At 57.4% G+C, this 18355-nt stretch carries 15 protein-coding genes; 9 read left to right on the top strand and 6 right to left on the bottom strand.

Annotated features, from left to right (window positions below; genetic code table 11):
* The first annotated feature begins 2 nt into the window (after positions 1 to 2).
* Positions 3 to 932: a thioredoxin-disulfide reductase gene (gene trxB / locus DOLE_RS07780; protein WP_012174932.1), complete on the top strand. Its 930-nt coding sequence runs from the start codon at positions 3 to 5 to the stop codon at positions 930 to 932.
* A gap of 245 nt (positions 933 to 1177) precedes the next feature.
* Here trxB and DOLE_RS07775 read toward each other — a convergent pair whose 3' ends face one another.
* The 3 genes from DOLE_RS07775 to DOLE_RS07765 all read right to left on the bottom strand — a co-directional run bounded on the left by DOLE_RS07775 (position 1178) and on the right by DOLE_RS07765 (position 4729).
* Positions 1178 to 2110 carry a diacylglycerol/lipid kinase family protein gene (locus tag DOLE_RS07775; protein WP_012174931.1) on the bottom strand — a complete coding sequence of 311 codons (933 nt, stop codon included), beginning with the start codon at positions 2108 to 2110 and terminating at the stop codon, positions 1178 to 1180.
* Positions 2111 to 2245: 135 nt separating this feature from the next.
* The gene (locus tag DOLE_RS07770) at positions 2246 to 3850 is read right to left on the bottom strand and encodes a TolB family protein (RefSeq protein ID WP_012174930.1); all 1605 of its coding nucleotides are present in this window, start codon (positions 3848 to 3850) and stop codon (positions 2246 to 2248) included.
* Positions 3851 to 3892: 42 nt separating this feature from the next.
* The gene (locus tag DOLE_RS07765; protein ID WP_012174929.1) at positions 3893 to 4729 is read right to left on the bottom strand and encodes a cytidylate kinase family protein; all 837 of its coding nucleotides are present in this window, start codon (positions 4727 to 4729) and stop codon (positions 3893 to 3895) included.
* 228 nt (positions 4730 to 4957) lie between these two features.
* Between DOLE_RS07765 and DOLE_RS07760 the strand changes: the two genes are divergently transcribed.
* Complete coding sequence (locus DOLE_RS07760; protein ID WP_012174928.1) at positions 4958 to 7807, top strand: DUF2339 domain-containing protein; 2850 nt, start codon at positions 4958 to 4960, stop codon at positions 7805 to 7807.
* Positions 7804 to 9183: a DUF3999 domain-containing protein gene (locus DOLE_RS07755; protein ID WP_012174927.1), complete on the top strand. Its 1380-nt coding sequence runs from the start codon at positions 7804 to 7806 to the stop codon at positions 9181 to 9183. The genes DOLE_RS07760 and DOLE_RS07755 overlap by 4 nt, the downstream gene beginning before the upstream one ends.
* Here the strand turns inward: DOLE_RS07755 and DOLE_RS07750 are convergent.
* Both DOLE_RS07750 and DOLE_RS17270 read right to left on the bottom strand, forming a co-directional pair.
* Complete coding sequence (locus tag DOLE_RS07750) at positions 9180 to 10019, bottom strand: SDR family oxidoreductase (protein ID WP_012174926.1); 840 nt, start codon at positions 10017 to 10019, stop codon at positions 9180 to 9182. The genes DOLE_RS07755 and DOLE_RS07750 overlap by 4 nt on opposite strands.
* A gap of 128 nt (positions 10020 to 10147) precedes the next feature.
* Positions 10148 to 10798 carry a YkgJ family cysteine cluster protein gene (locus DOLE_RS17270; protein ID WP_012174925.1) on the bottom strand — a complete coding sequence of 217 codons (651 nt, stop codon included), beginning with the start codon at positions 10796 to 10798 and terminating at the stop codon, positions 10148 to 10150.
* A 200-nt stretch (positions 10799 to 10998) separates the two neighbouring features.
* Here DOLE_RS17270 and dksA point away from each other — a divergent pair, with 200 nt between their 5' ends.
* From dksA to DOLE_RS07715, 5 genes are all read left to right on the top strand, one after another.
* The gene (gene dksA / locus DOLE_RS07735; protein ID WP_012174924.1) at positions 10999 to 11361 is read left to right on the top strand and encodes an RNA polymerase-binding protein DksA; all 363 of its coding nucleotides are present in this window, start codon (positions 10999 to 11001) and stop codon (positions 11359 to 11361) included.
* Entirely contained in the window at positions 11351 to 12235 is an 885-nt protein-coding gene (locus DOLE_RS07730) for a PHP domain-containing protein (protein ID WP_012174923.1), read from the top strand. Before dksA ends, DOLE_RS07730 begins: the two co-directional genes overlap by 11 nt.
* Positions 12236 to 12250: 15 nt before the next feature.
* Positions 12251 to 12946, top strand: a complete 696-nt coding sequence (rnc, locus tag DOLE_RS07725) for a ribonuclease III (RefSeq protein WP_012174922.1) — start codon at positions 12251 to 12253, stop codon at positions 12944 to 12946.
* Positions 12943 to 13968 carry an elongator complex protein 3 gene (locus tag DOLE_RS07720; protein ID WP_012174921.1) on the top strand — a complete coding sequence of 342 codons (1026 nt, stop codon included), beginning with the start codon at positions 12943 to 12945 and terminating at the stop codon, positions 13966 to 13968. The genes rnc and DOLE_RS07720 overlap by 4 nt, the downstream gene beginning before the upstream one ends.
* Positions 13969 to 14261: 293 nt before the next feature.
* Positions 14262 to 15335, top strand: coding sequence for a GGDEF domain-containing protein (locus DOLE_RS07715; RefSeq protein ID WP_012174920.1), 1074 nt, complete (start codon positions 14262 to 14264; stop codon positions 15333 to 15335).
* A 232-nt stretch (positions 15336 to 15567) separates the two neighbouring features.
* On the opposite strand, the gene DOLE_RS07710 is transcribed toward DOLE_RS07715, so the two are convergent.
* Entirely contained in the window at positions 15568 to 17475 is a 1908-nt protein-coding gene (locus DOLE_RS07710) for a propionyl-CoA synthetase (protein WP_012174919.1), read from the bottom strand.
* A gap of 421 nt (positions 17476 to 17896) precedes the next feature.
* On the opposite strand from DOLE_RS07710, the gene DOLE_RS07705 reads away from it, so the two are divergent.
* Positions 17897 to 18346 carry a PaaI family thioesterase gene (locus DOLE_RS07705; RefSeq protein ID WP_012174918.1) on the top strand — a complete coding sequence of 150 codons (450 nt, stop codon included), beginning with the start codon at positions 17897 to 17899 and terminating at the stop codon, positions 18344 to 18346.
* Positions 18347 to 18355 lie beyond the last annotated feature (9 nt).

Raw genomic sequence — 18355 nt, 5'->3', positions numbered from 1 at the left:
AAATGAGCGAGACAAATTACGACCTGGTGATTATCGGCGGCGGGCCTGCCGGCCTGACCGCCGGCATTTACGCGGCCCGTGCCCGGCTCAACGCCGTGGTGGTTGAAAAAATGGCCGCCGGCGGGCAGGTACTGACGTCGGACTGGATCGAAAACTACCCCGGCTTTCCCGAGGGGATCAGCGGCGCGGACCTGATGATGCGAATGAGCGACCAGGCCTCCCGCCTGGGCGTGGCCCTGGAATATGAAGAGATCACGGCCGTTGACCTGAGCGACCCTGTAAAAATTCTCTCCCTGGGGGACAAGACCATCACCTGCAAGGCGGTGATCATCGCCTCCGGGGCCTCCCCCAGCCGCTTGAACGTACCGGGCGAGGAACGGTTTATTGGCCGGGGTATCTCCTTCTGCGCCACCTGCGACGCTCCTTTCTTCCGGGACAAGGTGGTGGCGGCCGTGGGCGGCGGCGACACCGCGGTCCAGGAGAGCCTGTTTCTGACAAAATTTGCCAAAAAGGTCTACCTGATCCATCGCCGGGACGCCCTGCGGGCCACCAAGATTCTCCAGGAGCGGGCCTTTGAAAACAAAAAGATCGAGTTTGTGTGGGACAGCGTGGTCACTGAAATCGGCGGGGGCCTGACCAATGTGGAAAAGGTAACCGTGAAAAACGTTAAGACGGAAGAGACCAGGGACCTGGCCGTGGACGGCTGTTTCATGTGGGTGGGGATCCATCCCAACGCCGATTTTCTGGCCGGCGCCGTGGATACCGACAAAGGCGGCTTTATCCTCACCGACCAGGCCATGGCGACATCGGTTCCCGGCGTTTTTGCCGCCGGTGATGTGCGGGCCACTCCGCTGCGCCAGATCGCCACCTCGGTGGGCGATGCCGCCATTGCCCTGCATTCGGCGGAGGCGTATATCGAGAGCATGGAATAACAAAAAAACGCGGCCTGGCCGTGTTTTTGTTGTTTACGGAACCTTCAGGGGCGAAAAATCTTTCGCCCCTGTTTTTTCTGTTATTCCAGATTAACCCCTTCGCGTCCTTCGTACACTTCGTGCGCTTCGTGTTTCAAACGACCTGCCGGATTCAGGAGACCGGATATTCCAACACGAAGACCGCGAAGAGAAGAAGAAAACGAAGAATTCGCATCCCTCCGGCATGGCAACGGGACCGATTCCGATTATTTCCCCAGAAGCGTCACAGTGGGCCCCACGGAAAAGCAGAGCGGTTCTTCTGTGGTATAAATATCCCCGTCGATCATCCACGGCTCTTTTTCCCTGGGCTCCATGACTACCCGGGCCGTGGGACCGGAAAAATAGAGGTTGGGATGCTCGACATCCCGGCCCAGCCACAGGGCCGGCACCTTGGGAACCAGGTTGGCCGGCGACATGGACCCGGCCAGCAGATGGAAATGGCCGGACCTGTCATAGGCCCGGGGAGTGGGGGTAAACCCCAGACCGATCTCCCGAATGGTGCATCCCAGGATGAAGATATACTCGGCCTGTTCCATTTCCCGGCCGTCCACCTCCAGGCGGCAGCGGATGGGCCTGAAGATGCGGCTGTTGTAATCAGTGCCGAAAATGGCGCTGCCGATCATGCGGCACACCATGGCGGCTGCGTATGGCGGGCCGGGATGTTTGGCTGAATAATAAACTTCCAGAAAATAGGCGATCACCCCTGCCCCGGCCATGAATCCATAGACATCGTTGACCCTCAGCAGGTGCTGTTTGAACTTTTTGATGGGTTTTCCGGTCTCGTGATGATCAATGATGGCCCGCAGGGTTGACGCCGCGCATCCCTTGAGCTTGATGGACTTGGTAACCGTGTTCATGGTGCCGCTGCGCAGCAGGGCAAAGGCCGGCAGGGGCCGGTCTCTATAGGTGTTAATGATGGCGGTGAAGACCTGGTGAAGGGTACCGTCGCCGCCGCTCACCGCCACGATGTCTGTTTTCTGCTCCAGGAAATACGCAGCCGCGTTTAAAAGCGAATCCTTGTTCTCAGTGCGGAACCACACCCCCCGGTCACCAAGAATTTTTTTAAGCCGCTCTTCCCTGCCAGGGTTTTTTCTGTTTCTGCCTGCGTAGGGATTGTAGACAACACCGATTCCGCCCATTTTCTCTCCGCTCTTAATTGATGCAGGTTCAGATAAAAAATAAATTTCAGTTTTTTCCCTTTACGTCCTTTGCCTCTTTGCGGTGAATTTACAATTTAAAGGCAGGGTTGCTTGCCGCCCCTGCTTCGTCGGCCGTCACGGTTCGGTAATCCGAATAGACTGAATGCCGGCGGCATCGCCGGGCGCAAACTCCGGTACATTGGCGGCAAACCCCGGCTCGTTAAACCGGGTTAACATCACCGGTGCTGTGTCGTTGCCGTTTTCATCCACGTGGGTCAGAAAGATTTCCGTATAGGGCGTGTTGGCCTTGGAGGAAAAGAGCAGCCACCGGCCGTTGGATGACCAGCTGTGCCAGGAGTTGAAATTTCCCCGGTTGCAGTTCATCTTGCGGGCCGTGCCCCCGGCGGCCGGCACGATCCACAGCTCGCTGTCCGGCTGCAGCATGATGCCGTAAGGGCTTTTGGTAAAAACAATCCATTTCCCGTCCGGGGAAAACCGGGCAAAATAGTTGCTGGCGTTGTTGTTCGACGCCCCTTCAAGGGGGACCGGCCGGCCGCCTTCGCCATCGTTGAAGGGAACTCGGTAAAGGTCGAACCGCATGGGATACAGGGCGTTGAGTTCCTGAATCGACCGGGTTTCCATGATGGTTTTGACGTTTGTCAGGTCAGCATGCACCTCGTTGCGCGTTTCGGTCCGGCAGAAGACGATCTCTTTTTCGTCCATACTCCACACGGGATTGGCGTGGACCAGGTCGTAGTCATCAGCCCCCGGAAGCAGGCGGATGTTTCCCGTCTCCCTGTCGTAAATCCCGATCACGCCGTAGGTGGGAAAAAAAAGCTGGCAAAAGTCAAGATCGTCCATCACCGTGGCAAAAGAGATCTCGTTGACCGATGCGGCGGCGTAACGGCCTGACGGCGACATGCGGCCGAAAAGCCCCCGTGTGGGCGGCAGCAGACCGGACTTGGGAAAATCGCTCCAGGTAAAAAAATCTTCCTTCTCAACGACAATCTCTGAAGCCGTTTTAACGATAAACTGGGCCCCGCCGTCGTTACCGTAGTTGTACTCCATGCTCATGTACTTGCCGTCGCTTGAAAAGGCATGGCAGCTGGCGCACACCGGCACCCCCTGCATCACCGTGGCCGGCGGATCATAAGAATCAATATGGCCCATGCGCCACCGGGTCTTTTCAAAACTCTGGCTGGCCAGGGCAAAGGGCAGCGGAATCTGGCGAAAAAAAACAGCGTCGCCCACAGGGTCGGTGGATGTGGAAAAAGATACCCGGCCCACCGATGCCACGACATCGGCGTTTTCATCCGCAAGGCCGAAAACAGAGAGTATCACCGGGGCCGAAACAGAGTTGGCCTTAATCGTTTCCCATGTCGTTCTGTCCGGGGTCCACTCGGGTTCCCGCACAAACGCGTAAACCGGCTTGCGACCGTTATCAAAGACGACGCTTATCAGCCAGAACCGGCTTTGGGCATCACCGTCCCGCCACGTCACCGTGGGAGAGGCGATGTCCGGAGGAAACAGGGCCATGTCATAGGGGGAGGTCACCAGAAGGGTTTTTAAGGGCGTTCTTCCCCTGGCCATGCAGGCGTTGACCCGAACCACAAGGGCCTGCATCCGGGCATCGGCACCTTTGGTATTGTGGCTGTCCCAGAGCACCCCGCCGGGCGACGCGCAGTGACACAGCAAAAAAAGCGGAAAAACCGGCAACACGTAAAGCCATCTGAATCTCATAGAGCATTCCCTTTGGCGGTTCCAGCCGGGCCGGGCCGGGGGTTATAACTTATGAAAGGGGTTGACCGAACCGTATCCTTCCGGTTTTTCAGGCGCAAGCAGCAGGACCTCTTTTACACCGTCCACCTGGCCTGCGATCCGGCGAATCTCATCAGCCACGCCCTGTTTCACGGAAAGGGTCCCGTCCATGTCACCGACGCGCACCACCCCGTTGTCGGCCGTCACCTCCAGCCGGGGCGCCACCTTCACCAGTTCAGCCTGCACCGTGGCGGCCAGGGCCAGGTCGTCCACAAGGGCCTGGGACCGGGCCGTGGTCTGAAGCACCGGCTTGCCGGCGGTCTGAACAATGAGGTCCACGGCATCGTCCGCGGTCAGGGTCTTGATGTGCAGCACCATGTCGTAAAGCTGGCTGTCCCAGGTGTCAATGCCGTAAAGCTGAAGCCCCCACTTGCGACGCTCGTCATCATCCTTCTTTAAAAGGTAGCGGGCCTTGTCTTCCGGAATTTTTTCCCTGGCCATTTCTTCCGCCACCCGGTCCTCCATATCCGCGATAATCCGGACCTTTAAAACATGGGGAATATTTAACAGAAAAAAGTGGCCGGCCAGTCCGTGGTAGACTACGTTGTCCTTCTGAACGTGATGCAGCAGCACCTTTCGAATATAACTGATGTACCGTTCCTGGCCGTGGGTGAAGCGTTCCAGGACCGACGGGGCGTCGTGAATGGCCCGGACCAGCTTGATCTCCGGAATATTGAACGCCTCGGACGCCTCCAGCAGGATATCCCTGGAGATGCACGCATACCCCAGTTTTTCGGCCACCTTCTCGGCGACCTCTTTGCCCCGGCTGTAAGAGCCTCGTGAAATGGTAATAACAGACATGATTACTCCCTGAAAATAAGCTGTTTCTATCGTATGCCGGCACTTTTTAATCGGCACAAGAAATACCGGAAGGCCCGCGGAAGCCGATTATATACCCATGGACGCCGCATTGCCAGCAGGAAAGACAATTGACACCTGTTTTAAATGCTGTTATCAATAGCATCCACAAAATATATTCTTATCCTTTATTTTACTCCTTCAAACATTTCAAACAAAAAAAGGACTGCCATGCTTTACGTCTTTCTGGGTGTAATCGGTGCGCTGGCAGGCGCCTTCTGGCTGCGGGGCGACGGGGCTTTTCTGGCAGGCGGGCTGACAGGGGTGCTGGCGGCCGCTGTCATATCCCTGAAAAACCAGGTGAGTACGCTCGTGCGGCGAATGTCCGACCTTGAAGCCCGACAGACGGCCGACCGGACGCAGGCGGCCTCGGCCCCTCAGCAGCCGGAACCGGAGAAGGCGGCGGCGGAAACGTTTTCCGTGTCGCCGGAAATAAAAACCCCTTCCTTCCCTGTCCGACGACCGGCCCCGGAAGAAGATCTCTACCTTGAATCCGTTTCGGACACCCCGACATCCGAAAGCGACGTGCAGGCGGTTTCAGATTCCCCGGCACCAGACGAAAAACCGCCACTTAAAACACAACAACCCCCTTCACCACCCCCTGCCGTCCATGACCAGACCAGTTTTGAAGTGTTTATCCGGTCCCTGTTCTCCGGCGGTAACCTCATGGTGCGCGTCGGTGTGGTGATCCTGCTGTTCGGGTTTGCCTTTCTGATCAAGTATGCCGCGGCCCGGAACATGGTCCCTCTGGAGGTCCGACTGGCCGCCGCCTTTGCCGCCGGCATCGGGCTGCTGGCCCTTGGCTGGCGACTGCGAAGCAAACGGTTCGGCTATGCCATGGCCCTTCAGGGCGGGGGCCTGGGCATCATGTACCTGACCTTGTTTGCGTCGGCCCGCCTCTTTCACATGGTTCCTCTGCCCCTCACCTTTGGCGTCATGGTGGCCCTGGTCGCTTTCTCCGGCATGCTGGCCATATTGCAGAACGCCGCCTCCATGGCCGTGCTGGGCGCCGCCGGCGGGTTTCTGGCGCCGGTGCTGCTTTCCACGGGATCGGGAAATCATGTCTTGCTCTTTTCCTACTACGCCCTGCTCAATGCCGGAATCTTCGGAATCGCGTGGTTTAAGGCGTGGCGCTGGCTCAACCTGCTGGGGTTCTTTTTCACTTTCGGCATCGGATCCGCCTGGGGGGTTCAATATTACCGGTCCTCCCACTTCGCCACCACCGAACCCTTTCTGGTGCTCTCCTTTGCGTTCTACCTGACCATCTCCGTGCTTTTTGCCTTCAAACTGCCGCCAAAGCTGAAAGGGTATGTGGACGGCACTCTTGTGTTCGGCCTGCCCGTTGTGGTGTTCGGCCTTCAGGTGCCGCTGGTGGAGCGGTTTGAATACGGTCTTGCCTTCAGCGCCCTTGTCATGGGCATAGTCTATATCTCCCTGGCAACTTCGCTGTGGCGTCGCCGCACAAAAGAGATGGGCCCCCTGGTAGAGACATTTCTGGCCCTGGGCGTGGTGTTTTCCAGCCTGGCCATTCCCCTGGCCCTGTCCGGACTGTGGACGGCTGTGGCATGGAGCCTGGAAGGGGCCGGCCTGGTCTGGGTGGGGGTCCGGCAGCGCCGCCTGACCGCGCGGCTGTTCGGCCTGCTGCTTCAGTTCGGCGCCGGGTTCCTTTTTCTTGCGGACGGACGGTACGGCGGCGGCATGATGATTCTCAACAGCCGTTTTCTGGGCGGGATGATGATCGCTGTGGCGGCCCTGGTCTCGGCATTTTTCATGGAACGATACCGGTCGGTGTTGCGTGTGCTGGAACAGTTTCCCTCGGCCCTCATCATGGCCTGGGGGCTTGTCTGGTGGTTCGGCGCCGGCGTAGTCGAGATCGACCGCCACTGGCCGGACCGGTATCAGTTGGAATGCCTGGCGGCCTTTGTTGTGGCAAGCTGCGGGGCCATGGGCTGGCTGTGCCACCGGCTGGACTGGAAAGGGGTACGGTGGCCGGCAGCGGGCCTGCTTCCGTTTATGGTGTTTCTTTATATCGTAACAGCCCACTACACCAATGATTACAGCAGAATGCATCCCTTCCAGGATTGGTGGCTGGTGATCTGGCCGCTGGCTCTGGCGGTACATTTTTTATTGCTCTGGAAACTGGAAAACAAATGGCCCAAAAAACTGCTGGTGCCCTGGCATGTGACAGGCGGGCTGCTGATCATTTTTCTGCTGAGCCGTGAAGCCGCTTGGGGAATCGACCGGCTGACGCTCGGTTCCCCGACACACACCGGAAGGTTGACCGCCACTGCATACGAAACCCTGATGCGACGACGGCTGGGGTTTGCCGGGATTCAACAGTTTATCGCCTGGGGCATGGTACCGGCCGCCGGCGCCTGGCTATTAAAAGGACTTTTCCGGAAAACCGGCATTCGACCGGAGGTTGCCTACAATGGGTGGCTTCCCTTCCTGATCATGCTGGGGCTGATGGGATGGACCTTCATGGCCTCCTCTTTTAACGGTGGCTTTGAATCGTTGCCTTACCTGCCGCTGCTAAACCCCCTGGACGTGGTCCAGGCATTTGTGCTGGTCACCATTCTCTACTGGTGCCGGTCGCAACGGCAACATCCCACCCCGCCTGCCGGAAAGCTGGACGCGGCCATGCTGTGGGGGGCACCGGCAGCCGGCGTTTTTGTGTGGCTCACCGCCATTGTGGCCCGAACGGTTCACCACTGGGGCCATGTTCCCTACCACATGGAGGCCCTGGGCGATTCCGCTGTTTTCCAGGCATCCCTGTCCGTTCTGTGGGGCGCCCTGGCCCTGGGCACCATGGTGACGGCCCACCGTCTCAAGCAACGGGCCATCTGGTTTACCGGCGCGGGTCTCCTGACCGTGGTGCTGGTCAAGCTGTTTGTCGTTGATCTGTCCGGCACCGGCACGGTTTCCCGAATCGTCTCGTTTCTGGCAGTGGGAGCCCTGATGCTGATTATCGGATTCTTTACCCCGCTGCCGCCGGCTGCTGACAAAGGAGAGACTTCATGAAAAAATGGTTGTTTATGCTGATCCTGGTCCTGATGCTGGGATGTCGTCCGTCTCCGATAACGACGGGCCTGACGGAAAACGATTTTGCCTACGGTATGAACGTGGAGGTGCCAAAAGGCTCGGCCATCGTGGCCCTGACCCTGCCTGAACAGGTTTACACGCATGTTTTTCGAAAAGACCTGGGCGACCTGAGGGTTTTTAATGCCGCCGGTGAACCGGTGCCGCACACGACTCGCCATGTCAAGGCCGATGCCGGTCCGCCGGCCTGGCACCCCCTGCCCTTTTTCCCGCTTCCCGAAGTTCAGGACACCGATGCCGCGACAGGATACAGCGTCTATGTCCGCACCGGCCCGGACGGGGCTGTGGTGCGTCTGGATTCACGGGCCGACAAAACCGATACCACGCAACCAATCCGCGAGTTTCTTATCGACCTGAGTGGAGAAAAAGAACGGCTGGCGGCCCTGCGCCTTGAATGGCCACCGGAGAATGGGAACCGCATCGCAACGCTGACCGTGGAGGCCGGCAACGACCTGGCCCACTGGTCTACCATCCATTCCCGGGCCGCTGTTACCGATATTCGATACGCCGGCCATCGCCTGCGCAACGACGAAATTCCTTTAAGCCGCTACACCGGGCGGTACCTGCGAATCCGGCAGACCGACACCGGGCCGACCATTCCCGTCACCGGTATTTATGGCCGCCCGCCCGTCTCCGGCCCCTCAAACGCGCGGCCCTTTCTGGAATTGAATATCGTTAAGCCGCCCGTTGAACCGGGGGTGTTTGAATATGACACGGAAGGCAGCTATCCCGTGGACCGGGTCAACCTGATCTTTGCCCAGACCAACAGCATGGCCGATGCGGTTTTAGAGTCCCGCAACGCCCCCGGGGCAGCCTGGACCAGGCGGCTCACGGGTCTTTTTTACCGCATCGACGCCGACGGCATCGAGGTGGTCAGTGCCCCGAAATCCGTTCCCGTCACCATGGACCGCTACTGGCGACTGACCGTGAAAGACAGTAAAAGCACCATGGGCGTAAACGCTCCTCGCCTGACGGCGGGGTTTCGTTCCCATACGCTTTTCTTTATCGCCCGGGGCAGCGGCCCCTTTACCCTGGCCTTTGGCAGCGCCGTGGCCAGGCCGCCGGAAATCAACGTAGCGGCCATGTTTGACGGCATCGACCGGGCGGATGGGACCGGTCTGGAACGATGGGTGTTTCCAGGCCCCATGGTGGAGCTGGGTGGCCCGCAAAAGCTGGTGACACCCCCCGAGCCGCTCCCCCTGCGCCGCATTCTGCTCTGGTGTCTGCTGGTGGGCGGCGTGCTGGTGGTGGCGGCCATGGCATGGCAACTGGTGCGAGGGCTGAAAGCAGCGGATTAAGAGGCGGTAGATATCTTCCCGCACCGGGTCCGGCGAATGGTCCGGTCCATGAAAAAAGAGACCAGGCCCGGAAACAGCCGTTTGGCCAGCCAGATCAGCCGGCCGTCAAAACCCGGCACAATCATGGCCCGGTTTTTTTTCATTCCCCGAATCATGGCCTTTGCCACGGCATCGGCGGAAAGCACTCTGGCACCCGCGGAAATGGCCTTTGTCTCTTCCGGCTTTGTGGCGGCTTCAGCGGCCAGGGCCGGGGTGTCGGTATCCGGGGGGCAGAGCACGGACACGCCGATGCCCAGAGGCTTAAACTCGCTGCGCAGCACCTCGGAGAGCCCCATGACGGCAAACTTGGATGCCGCATAATCCGCATATCCGTACACGCCCAGAAAACCGGCGATGGAAGAGACATTGACGATATGGCCGCCCCGCCCCCTCATATAAGGAAGGGCCGCGGCTATGGTGTGCCAGGTGCCGCACAGGTTGATGGCCAGGGTCTGGGAAAGCTGGTCCTCGCCGATGTCGGCAAAGCAGCGGGGAATGGCCCGGCCGGCGCAGTTGATCAGCATATCCGGCGGCCCCAGGACATCCACCGCATTTGCCACGGCTTCAAAAACCCGGTCCCGGTCCGACACATCCACGGGAAAAACATGGACCTGCAGTGACGGGCCGGTTGCGGCATGCCGCACCTCCTGTCCGGCCGTTTCCAGTCTGTTGCCGTCCCTGGCAAAAAGCGCAAGGTCAGCCCCCATGCCGGCCAGCTGCCGGGCAGCAGCCAGGCCGATGCCGGACGACCCACCAAAAACATAAGCCCGTTTTCCGGAAAAGGTTTTAATTCCCATATCCCTCACCTTGAATCTTAATCCTGCACTTACTCTTGATCTTCTTCGACACCCTTGTCCCCACCCGGACTCCCCGAAAGCATAAAAGCCGCCTCACTACTGATAAATCATTGCAATTAAAAAATATTTTACCCTTCGACCATATTCCTTATCTGCTGCGGTGAAAGGCCATAACGCTGCAGGGTGACGGTAAGGGGCATGCCGAACAGAAAATCAAAAAGGCGGTCATCCATGTTCCCCTTTTCCACCATCAGGCGCCGCACCTGGAAATCGTACCGAATGCAGTAAGCCACCGCTTCCCAGTTTTTTTCTTTTACCGATTGGGAAAGCCGCGCATAGGCGCACACCTCTTCGTGGGCCAGCACCATCTCCCACAGGTCCGAAAGACCGGAAATCAGGTCTTTTCTTGCAAGCCGATCTTCCTGGTAAATAGCGGCCATGCCGTCCGGGTTCCAGCACTCCAGCACACGGCACTCCAGGGGCCGGTCCGCATACACGCCGCAGGACCGGTCCGCCCGCTGATAAAAAAGGCAGGCCGACATCCCGTTTGCGCTTCTGATCTTGAGAATGTCCGTTGGCGCGGTGTCTGGCCGGTTGGCCACATTGTCAAAAACAGGCTCCCCCTTGCGAAGGGTGTAAAGATCGGCCAGGACGATGCGTCCGCTTTCCAGAATCGGCCGGTCACACCCATGAAAGGCCGGTCCCCCTTTTTCACAGCAGATACCGCACCGGGCACAGGTGGTTTGTTTGGCAATATGCTCTTTTTTCAACACATTCATTATTCTTCGACCTTTTTTTACATGGTATTTTACTGCATAAACAGCGATTTTCCTAAAGAAAACAGAAGATGCACCGCATTGCCCGGCGCCACCGGTGTTCGCCTTTCAAAAGAGATCTTCAAAAGACTTTACATTGAAAAACGGGTCTGGTATAAAAACCCATTTTGTATCCAAATCCATTTTGTGCAGGGGTGCAGAGCATGAAGAAAAAAGATGTCGACTACTTCAAGGAACTTCTTACCAAACGGTTGAACGAGCTGCTGGAGCAGGCCGATGGTACGGTATCCGACATGACCAGTGACGAAGAGACCTTTCCGGACCCAACGGACCGGGCATCGCACGAATCCGAGCGCAACTTCACGCTGCGGATACGGGACAGGGAGCACAAGCTGATCAAAAAAATCAAAAAGGCCCTGGAACGAATCGAAAACGGGACCTTTGGCGTCTGTGAATCCTGCGAGGAAGAGATCGGCGTGGAACGGCTGAAGGCACGGCCGGTCACCACCCAGTGCATCAAGTGCAAGACCAAAGAGGAGGAGATGGAGAAGGTTCTTGGCCTGTAGAGAAACACGGCGAATCGACCTCCATGTTCATTCCACAGCGTCGGACGGCACACTGACGCCTCTTGAAATTGTAAAAAAATCGGAGCAGGCCGGCCTGGCAGCCCTTTCCATCACCGACCATGACACGGTGGCGGGGTGCAGGCCGGTGCTTGAAGCCGCCCTGCCCGCTTCCCTGAAGTTTTTAACCGGCGTGGAGATCAGCGCCGCCTACCCCGCGTCATGCTCCCTTTCCGGAAGCCTTCACGTTCTGGGTTATGATATCGATATTCATGACACAGCCCTGAACCATGGCCTGGAAAGGCTCCAGACAGCCAGAAACCAGCGCACCCCAAAGATTCTTGAACAGCTCAACCGGCTGGGCATGGATATTTCAATGGCCGAAACAGCCGCCTTTGCCGGCGGCGGCCAGGTGGGCCGGGCCCATATCGCCCAGGCCATGAAAGCCCGGGGCGTGGTCCGATCCATTCGTGAGGCCTTTGACCGCTACCTGGGAAAGAATAAGCCCGCCTACGTGGATAAAGAGCGAATTCCCTGTGACAGGGCCATCGCCCTTATTCGTCAGGCCGGCGGGGTGGCGGTTCTGGCCCATCCCTTTCTTGTTGACACACCGGATGACAAAGCATTGGAATCGCTGGTGAGTACGCTTGTGGACATGGGCATGCAGGGAATTGAGGCCCTCTATCCCCAGCACACGAAAAAACAGACCGCGTTTTACAAAGACCTTGCCCGGCGCTACAATCTGCTGATCACCGGGGGCACCGATTTTCACGGGGACCTGAACAGTGAAGTCGCCCTTGGCAAGGCCACGGGAAATTTTTACGTCGATTATGAACTCTATGAAAAACTGATCGCCGTTACCCGGCATCAACTATAAGTCCTTACTTCGCGTATGAACACCACACTGCTCGAACAACACCTGGTGTACCGGTTCACCGACACCGGCCTGCTGGCAAAGGCCCTTCGGCACAGCTCCTATGTGAATGAACAGGCCGACCCCGCCATGGAGGACAACGAGCGCCTTGAATTTCTCGGAGACGCTGCCCTCTCCCTGTGCATCGGCCACCTGCTGATGGCCCGGTTTCCCGAGCTCTCCGAGGGGGACCTCTCCCAGACACGGGCCGGTCTGGTCAATGCCGGCTGGCTGGCGGATATCGGCCGTTCCATGAACCTGGGGGAATATGTTCTGCTGGGCAAAGGAGAAGAGCAGACCAATGGCCGGAACAAGGACTCCATTCTGGCCAACGCGGTTGAGGCACTGCTGGGCGCCATTTATCTGGACGGCGGTTTTGACGCGGTGATGGCCGTGGTGCGGCACAAGTTTGAAAACGATATCGAGGCCCTGGCGGCCCTGGACATGAACCGGAACTACAAGAGCCTGCTTCAGGAGCTGACCCAGGCCACTGACGGCAAGGCCCCGACTTATGAAATCATTGACGAAACCGGGCCGGACCACGACAAGACCTTCCACTGCCGGGTTTCCGCCGGCGACATTCAGGCCGAAGGATCCGGGAAAAACAAAAAAACGGCCCAGCAGGATGCGGCCCACAAGGCCCTGGCCCTGATCAAAGGGGAACCCCTCCCATGACCACAGGGCAGCGGCCCTTTATTGTTCCGGTTTTTCTCCCCCACGCAGGATGCCCCCACCGGTGCGTGTTCTGCGACCAGGACGCCATCACCGGACAAAAAGCATCGCTGACCGCCGACGATCTGCACGACCATGTACACCGTTATCTGCAATACAGGGGCGACAACCGGGGCCATGCGCAGATCGCGTTTTACGGGGGCAACTTTCTCGGTCTTGAAAGAGAATCCCTTACGCAGATGCTCCATGCGGCTTCTGCTTTTGTCGATCAGGGCCTGGTCCAGGCTATCCGTTTTTCCACCCGGCCCGACACCATCACCCAAAAAAACCTTGACCTGCTGAAAGACTATCCGGTGACCACGGTCGAGGTGGGGGTGCAGTCCATGGATGACCGGGTGCTTGAAAAGGCAAGGCGGGGCCACACCGCCGAACAGTCCACAGCCGCCCTTCTGCTTTTAAAGCAGGCCGGATACGAAACCGGGGCACAGCTCATGACCGGGCTTCCCGGTGACGACGGCCGGGTTTCCATTGAAACCGCCAAAAAGGTGGCGGTCCTTAAACCTGATTTTGCCAGAATTTACCCCACCCTGGTGATCACGGGAAGCCCCCTGGCCCGGCACTACCGGCAGGGAGAATATATGCCCCAGACCCTTGATGCGGCCGTGGCCGTTGCCACGACCATGTGCCTGACACTGGAAAGTCAGGGGATCACCGTGATCCGCATGGGGCTTCAGCCTTCCGAAGAACTGGCCGACAGTGCCACCCTGCTGGCCGGCCCCTATCACCCGGCCTTTGGCCACCTGGTGCGCTCGGAAATCCTGTTTGACCGGGTTTCGTCTCTTATCGCCGACCGGCAGATCTCTCCCGGCGCCGACCTGACACTGGCAATTCATCCCCGCCAGGCTTCTGCTCTGCGGGGCCAGAAAAACGCCAACCTTGCCCGCCTGAAAAAGAGGTTTGACCTGAAGTCGATTCGCATCCTGGAAGACCCGGCACTGGCGGAGGATCAAACCATCTGCCAATAAACCGTCTCATACCCACAGCCCTATCCAAATCGCAATCGATGAAGGGATCAAAACCGAAACCCGTCCGTGACAAAAAAACAGGCACCGCGTTAACAGAAAAAACAGAGCGGCCCTGAATTCCCCCGGGGGCCAGGGCCCGGCCGGTACCGGACGAAGGCGGACGGTCGTTGCCGAGCGCCCTTTTTTGACTTCTGCTGGATTGTTTTGCGTTTTTAAAATACAGTAATTTTACAGGTACCGGTTTTCACGCAGGCAGATTTTTTAATTTTTTATCAAAGTCCGGGAATAAAATTATGATCAGCGTTTTCCAAAAAGGTGATACCAGGCAGGCATTGCGAATACGCCGGACGTTGATGGCTGTTGCCAGTTATCTGTTCATCGGTGCGGGATGTTACCTGGGTGTTCATTTAGGATATGCCCGGGATCTGGAACTCAGCGTTATTTTGATCATCACGACGGGGGTGTCGGGTATCTACCTCATCATACTGACGATGATGTATAAAGGCATTAATGAACGGTTCCGTGACCCCAGCCTCACACTGTTCCAGATTTTATGCGGCATTATGTTTATCACACTTATTGCCTACTACATGGTCGACCGGATACGCGGGACCGCCTCGGTTCTTTATATCCTGGCATTCATGTTCGGCACCTTCCGGCTCCGGCTGAAGGATTTGCTGGTACTTACGGGCATAACCGGCGGGCTTTATGCCGGGGCCATGGCGTTGCTGCATTCTTCGGATCCCGGGGCGGTTGATCCCCAGCTGGAGGTCATGCGGTGGGTCATATTGATGATGGCCCTGGTCTGGGTTTCCTATATGGCCAACTACATCTCCAAGCTCCGGCGGCACATCACCCGTCTTGCCACTCATGACGCCCTGACCGGGGTGTTGAGCAGAAGAGAGATTTTCGAGGTGCTGGGCAGGGAAAAAGCCTTTTCAGACCGGGCGGGTACCCCGTTTTCGCTGTGCATGCTTGACCTGGACGATTTTAAGCAGATGAATGACACTTACGGTCATCAGGCCGGCGATGCGGTGCTCCAGTCCTTTGCCCGGGCCTTGAAAGACAATACACGGGCCACGGATTATGTGGGACGGTATGGTGGGGAGGAGTTTATGGTGGTGTTTTCCAACTTCCAGTGCCTGGACAGCAGGGCAAGTGGTGTCCAACGGCTGCTGGCCGCCACACGGAATATTTGCCTGCCGGATATTTCCCCGGATTTGAGAATCACCACATCAATCGGTATTGCCGCCTACCAGCCGGGCGAATCCCCGGATGCGCTGCTTGCAAGGGCGGATGCCGCGCTTTATGAAGCCAAGGAAAACGGCAAGGACCGGGCCGTTTTCAAAGAGCCGGGGACCGATTAATGCCGGTGCTCCCCGTATTTAACACGGTTTTCAGGCTTTTTATCTTTTTAGTTTCATGTTGTTGCTTTGGTCCGGCCCCGATCCACGATCCAACCCAGCTGACGATCCAGCCGATCCTTTTTGATCTTGCAAAACGGCATCAGGGTAATGAAATTTTCTTCATTTTTCAAACGCATCTTCATAAAAATTGTTGGGCGTTTCGGCGTGGCTATCGGTACCGCACCGGCTGATTCTACTTCTTTTTCCCGGCCAGGCCCAGGGCCTCCAGAGATGCCTTGATCTCGTCAATAATCTGAGGGTCGTCAATGGTGGCCGGAATGGAAAATTCCCGGTTATCGGCAATCTTCTGAATGGTGCCGCGAAGGATCTTTCCGGAACGGGTCTTGGGCAGGCGTTTAACTATGGCGGCCATCTTAAACGCGGCCACCGGACCGATCTGCTTGCGTACCTGCTGAACAGCATCCTGAATAATTTCGTTCGGCTCACGGACCGTTGCAGCATTTAAAACCAGAAACCCAACCGGTACCTGCCCTTTCAAGGCATCTTCCACACCCAGAACAGCGCATTCGGCCACGTCTGGAAGGCCAGCCAGCACTTCCTCCATGGCCCCGGTGGATAACCGGTGACCGGCCACGTTGATAATATCATCCGTACGGCTCATGACATAAATATAACCGTCTTCGTCGATCATGCCGGCATCCGCTGTTTTGTAATATCCCGGATATTCCGTGAGGTAGGCTTCTATATACCGTTGGTCGTTCTGCCACAGGGTGGGCAGGGTGCCGGGCGGCAGCGGCAGTTTTACCGAAAGGGCACCGATCGTACCCGCGGGCAGATCCCTGTTTTCATCATCCAGAACCCGGACATCCCAGCCCGGCACGGCCTTGGTGGGAGAGCCATATTTGACCGGAAACCGATGAAGCCCCATGCAATTGGCCGCAATGGCCCAGCCGGTTTCCGTCTGCCACCAGTGGTCGATGACCGGCGTGCCCAGGTGCTTTTCCGACCATTGAATGGTGGCCGGGTCAGACCGTTCACCGGCCAGGAAAAGGGCCTTGAAATGCGACAGGTCGTAGTCTTTTATCAGCCTGGCGTCAGGGTCCTCCCGGCGGATGGCCCGATAGGCCGTAGGTGCGGTAAACATGCACTTGACCTTGTGCTCGGAGATAATCCGCCAGAAGACACCGGCGTCCGGTGTGCCGACAGGCTTGCCCTCGAACAATATCGTGGTGCAGCCCTTGAAAAGCGGGGCGTACACGATATAAGAATGGCCGACAACCCAGCCAACATCAGAGGCTGCCCACCAGACATCATCTTCATCAACGTCGTAGATGGCTTTCATGGTCCACTTAAGGGCCACCACATGGCCGCCGTTGTCCCGGACCACCCCCTTGGGCTGACCGGTTGTACCGGAGGTATAAAGAATATACAAAGGATCGGTGGCCGCCACCGGGACACAATCCACCGCTGACGCAACTGCCATGGCCGCGCTCCATTCAATATCCCGACCGTGGACCAGCGCGGCTTCCTGCTGAGGTCTCTGAAAAATAATACAATGCTCCGGTTTGGCGGATGCGATCTGGATGGCTTCGTCCAGCAGCGGTTTGTAAGCGATAATTCGCTGGCCTTCGATCCCGCACGACGCGGAAACAACGACCTTTGGTTGAGAGTCATTGATCCGGGTCGCCAGCTCTTTGGCGGCAAACCCGCCGAACACCACCGAGTGGATGGCACCGATGCGGGCGCAGGCCAGCATGGCTATGGCCGCCTCGGGAATCATGGGCATATAGATCACCACCCGGTCACCCTTGCCCACCCCCCGACCGGCCAGGACACCGGCAAACCGTGCCACGGTGTCACGGAGTTCGGCGTATGTATATTTTTGAATGGTATGGGTCACCGGGCTGTCGTAAATCAGCGCGATTCGATCGCCCCTGCCCCGGTCATCCACATGATAATCCAGAGCATTGTAACAGGTATTCAATTTTCCGCCCACAAACCAGCGGTAAAGCGGTTTATTGGAACTGTCCAGCACCTGGTCCCACCTTTTATACCAGTGGACATCCTGGGCAATTTCTCCCCAAAACCCCTCCGGGTCAGTAATGGAGCGCTGAAAAGCGTCTTCGTACGGATTCGTCATGTGTTCTCCTCCTTATGATGGATAAGAACTCGCCTTTATGATGAAAAGGATCATTTCTGAACCATGGATATAAACCATGCCAAACGAAAATTCAAACCCGACTTTTAATCCCATTATAAAACATGAAATCATTTTCTATGCCCCTCGTTTTCTGATTGCATCCGCCACCCTGATTGTTTTCCCTCTATTTCCAAAGGAAGGTCTTTTCTGTTCTGAACATATCTGATAGTAAAAGATAATGTCCATTTTGCCTGGATATCCGATATTTTCAACGGTGAAGGCAACAACCCCCGCCAGGCAATGACCGCCAGGGCAGACAATGCCCTGGCACCGTCCCGGCTTGACTTTCGCGGCCTCACGGCAGCCGGGCTGATTGCGGGAGAAAAGAAAAGCCGCCATCACAACGCAGAGAGGGCCTCTCATGAACACGCATTCTGATCTTGAGCCTGGATTTGAAGCCGCCATCCGGCAAACCATGGCCACCCGTTCACCCTATTGGTCGTTGCTGGGCATCGAACTTTTGAAAATCAAAAAAGGCTGGGCCAAGCTCCATCTGCCGTTTGATAAAAAACTGACCCATCCCTATGGCATCGCCCATGGCGGGGCCATTTTTTCCCTGGCAGACTCGGCCGTGGCCATGGCCCTGCTGGGGGTTGTGGCGCCGGAAGACAAGTTTGTCACTGTAGAAATGAAAATCAATTACCTCAGTACATTCACGGACGGTGCCCTGACCGCCGAAGCCTGTATTGTTCACCAGGGACGGCAGACGGCACTGGGCGATGTCGATGTCCGTAATGAAGCCGGCCACCTGATCGCCAAAGGGACGGCCACCTATATGATTATCAAAGGTTTACAGACGCCGGATGGGTAACGGTGAGCA

Source organism: Desulfosudis oleivorans Hxd3 (genome assembly GCF_000018405.1).
GTDB classification, from domain to species: Bacteria; Desulfobacterota; Desulfobacteria; order Desulfobacterales; family Desulfosudaceae; genus Desulfosudis; species Desulfosudis oleivorans.
This window is presented reverse-complemented; position numbering and strand designations above follow the sequence as displayed.

Coding starts and splice junctions, on each gene's coding strand:
- dksA (WP_012174924.1), top strand. CDS start 10,999: ATGAAGAAAAAAGATGTCGACTACTTCAAGGAACTTCTTACCAAACGG.
- DOLE_RS07775 (WP_012174931.1), bottom strand. CDS start 2,110: ATGGGCGGAATCGGTGTTGTCTACAATCCCTACGCAGGCAGAAACAGA.
- DOLE_RS07760 (WP_012174928.1), top strand. CDS start 4,958: ATGCTTTACGTCTTTCTGGGTGTAATCGGTGCGCTGGCAGGCGCCTTC.
- DOLE_RS07720 (WP_012174921.1), top strand. CDS start 12,943: ATGACCACAGGGCAGCGGCCCTTTATTGTTCCGGTTTTTCTCCCCCAC.
- trxB (WP_012174932.1), top strand. CDS start 3: ATGAGCGAGACAAATTACGACCTGGTGATTATCGGCGGCGGGCCTGCC.
- DOLE_RS07755 (WP_012174927.1), top strand. CDS start 7,804: ATGAAAAAATGGTTGTTTATGCTGATCCTGGTCCTGATGCTGGGATGT.
- DOLE_RS07715 (WP_012174920.1), top strand. CDS start 14,262: ATGATCAGCGTTTTCCAAAAAGGTGATACCAGGCAGGCATTGCGAATA.
- DOLE_RS07705 (WP_012174918.1), top strand. CDS start 17,897: ATGAACACGCATTCTGATCTTGAGCCTGGATTTGAAGCCGCCATCCGG.
- DOLE_RS07750 (WP_012174926.1), bottom strand. CDS start 10,019: ATGGGAATTAAAACCTTTTCCGGAAAACGGGCTTATGTTTTTGGTGGG.
- rnc (WP_012174922.1), top strand. CDS start 12,251: ATGAACACCACACTGCTCGAACAACACCTGGTGTACCGGTTCACCGAC.
- DOLE_RS07710 (WP_012174919.1), bottom strand. CDS start 17,475: ATGACGAATCCGTACGAAGACGCTTTTCAGCGCTCCATTACTGACCCG.
- DOLE_RS17270 (WP_012174925.1), bottom strand. CDS start 10,798: ATGAATGTGTTGAAAAAAGAGCATATTGCCAAACAAACCACCTGTGCC.
- DOLE_RS07765 (WP_012174929.1), bottom strand. CDS start 4,729: ATGTCTGTTATTACCATTTCACGAGGCTCTTACAGCCGGGGCAAAGAG.
- DOLE_RS07770 (WP_012174930.1), bottom strand. CDS start 3,850: ATGAGATTCAGATGGCTTTACGTGTTGCCGGTTTTTCCGCTTTTTTTG.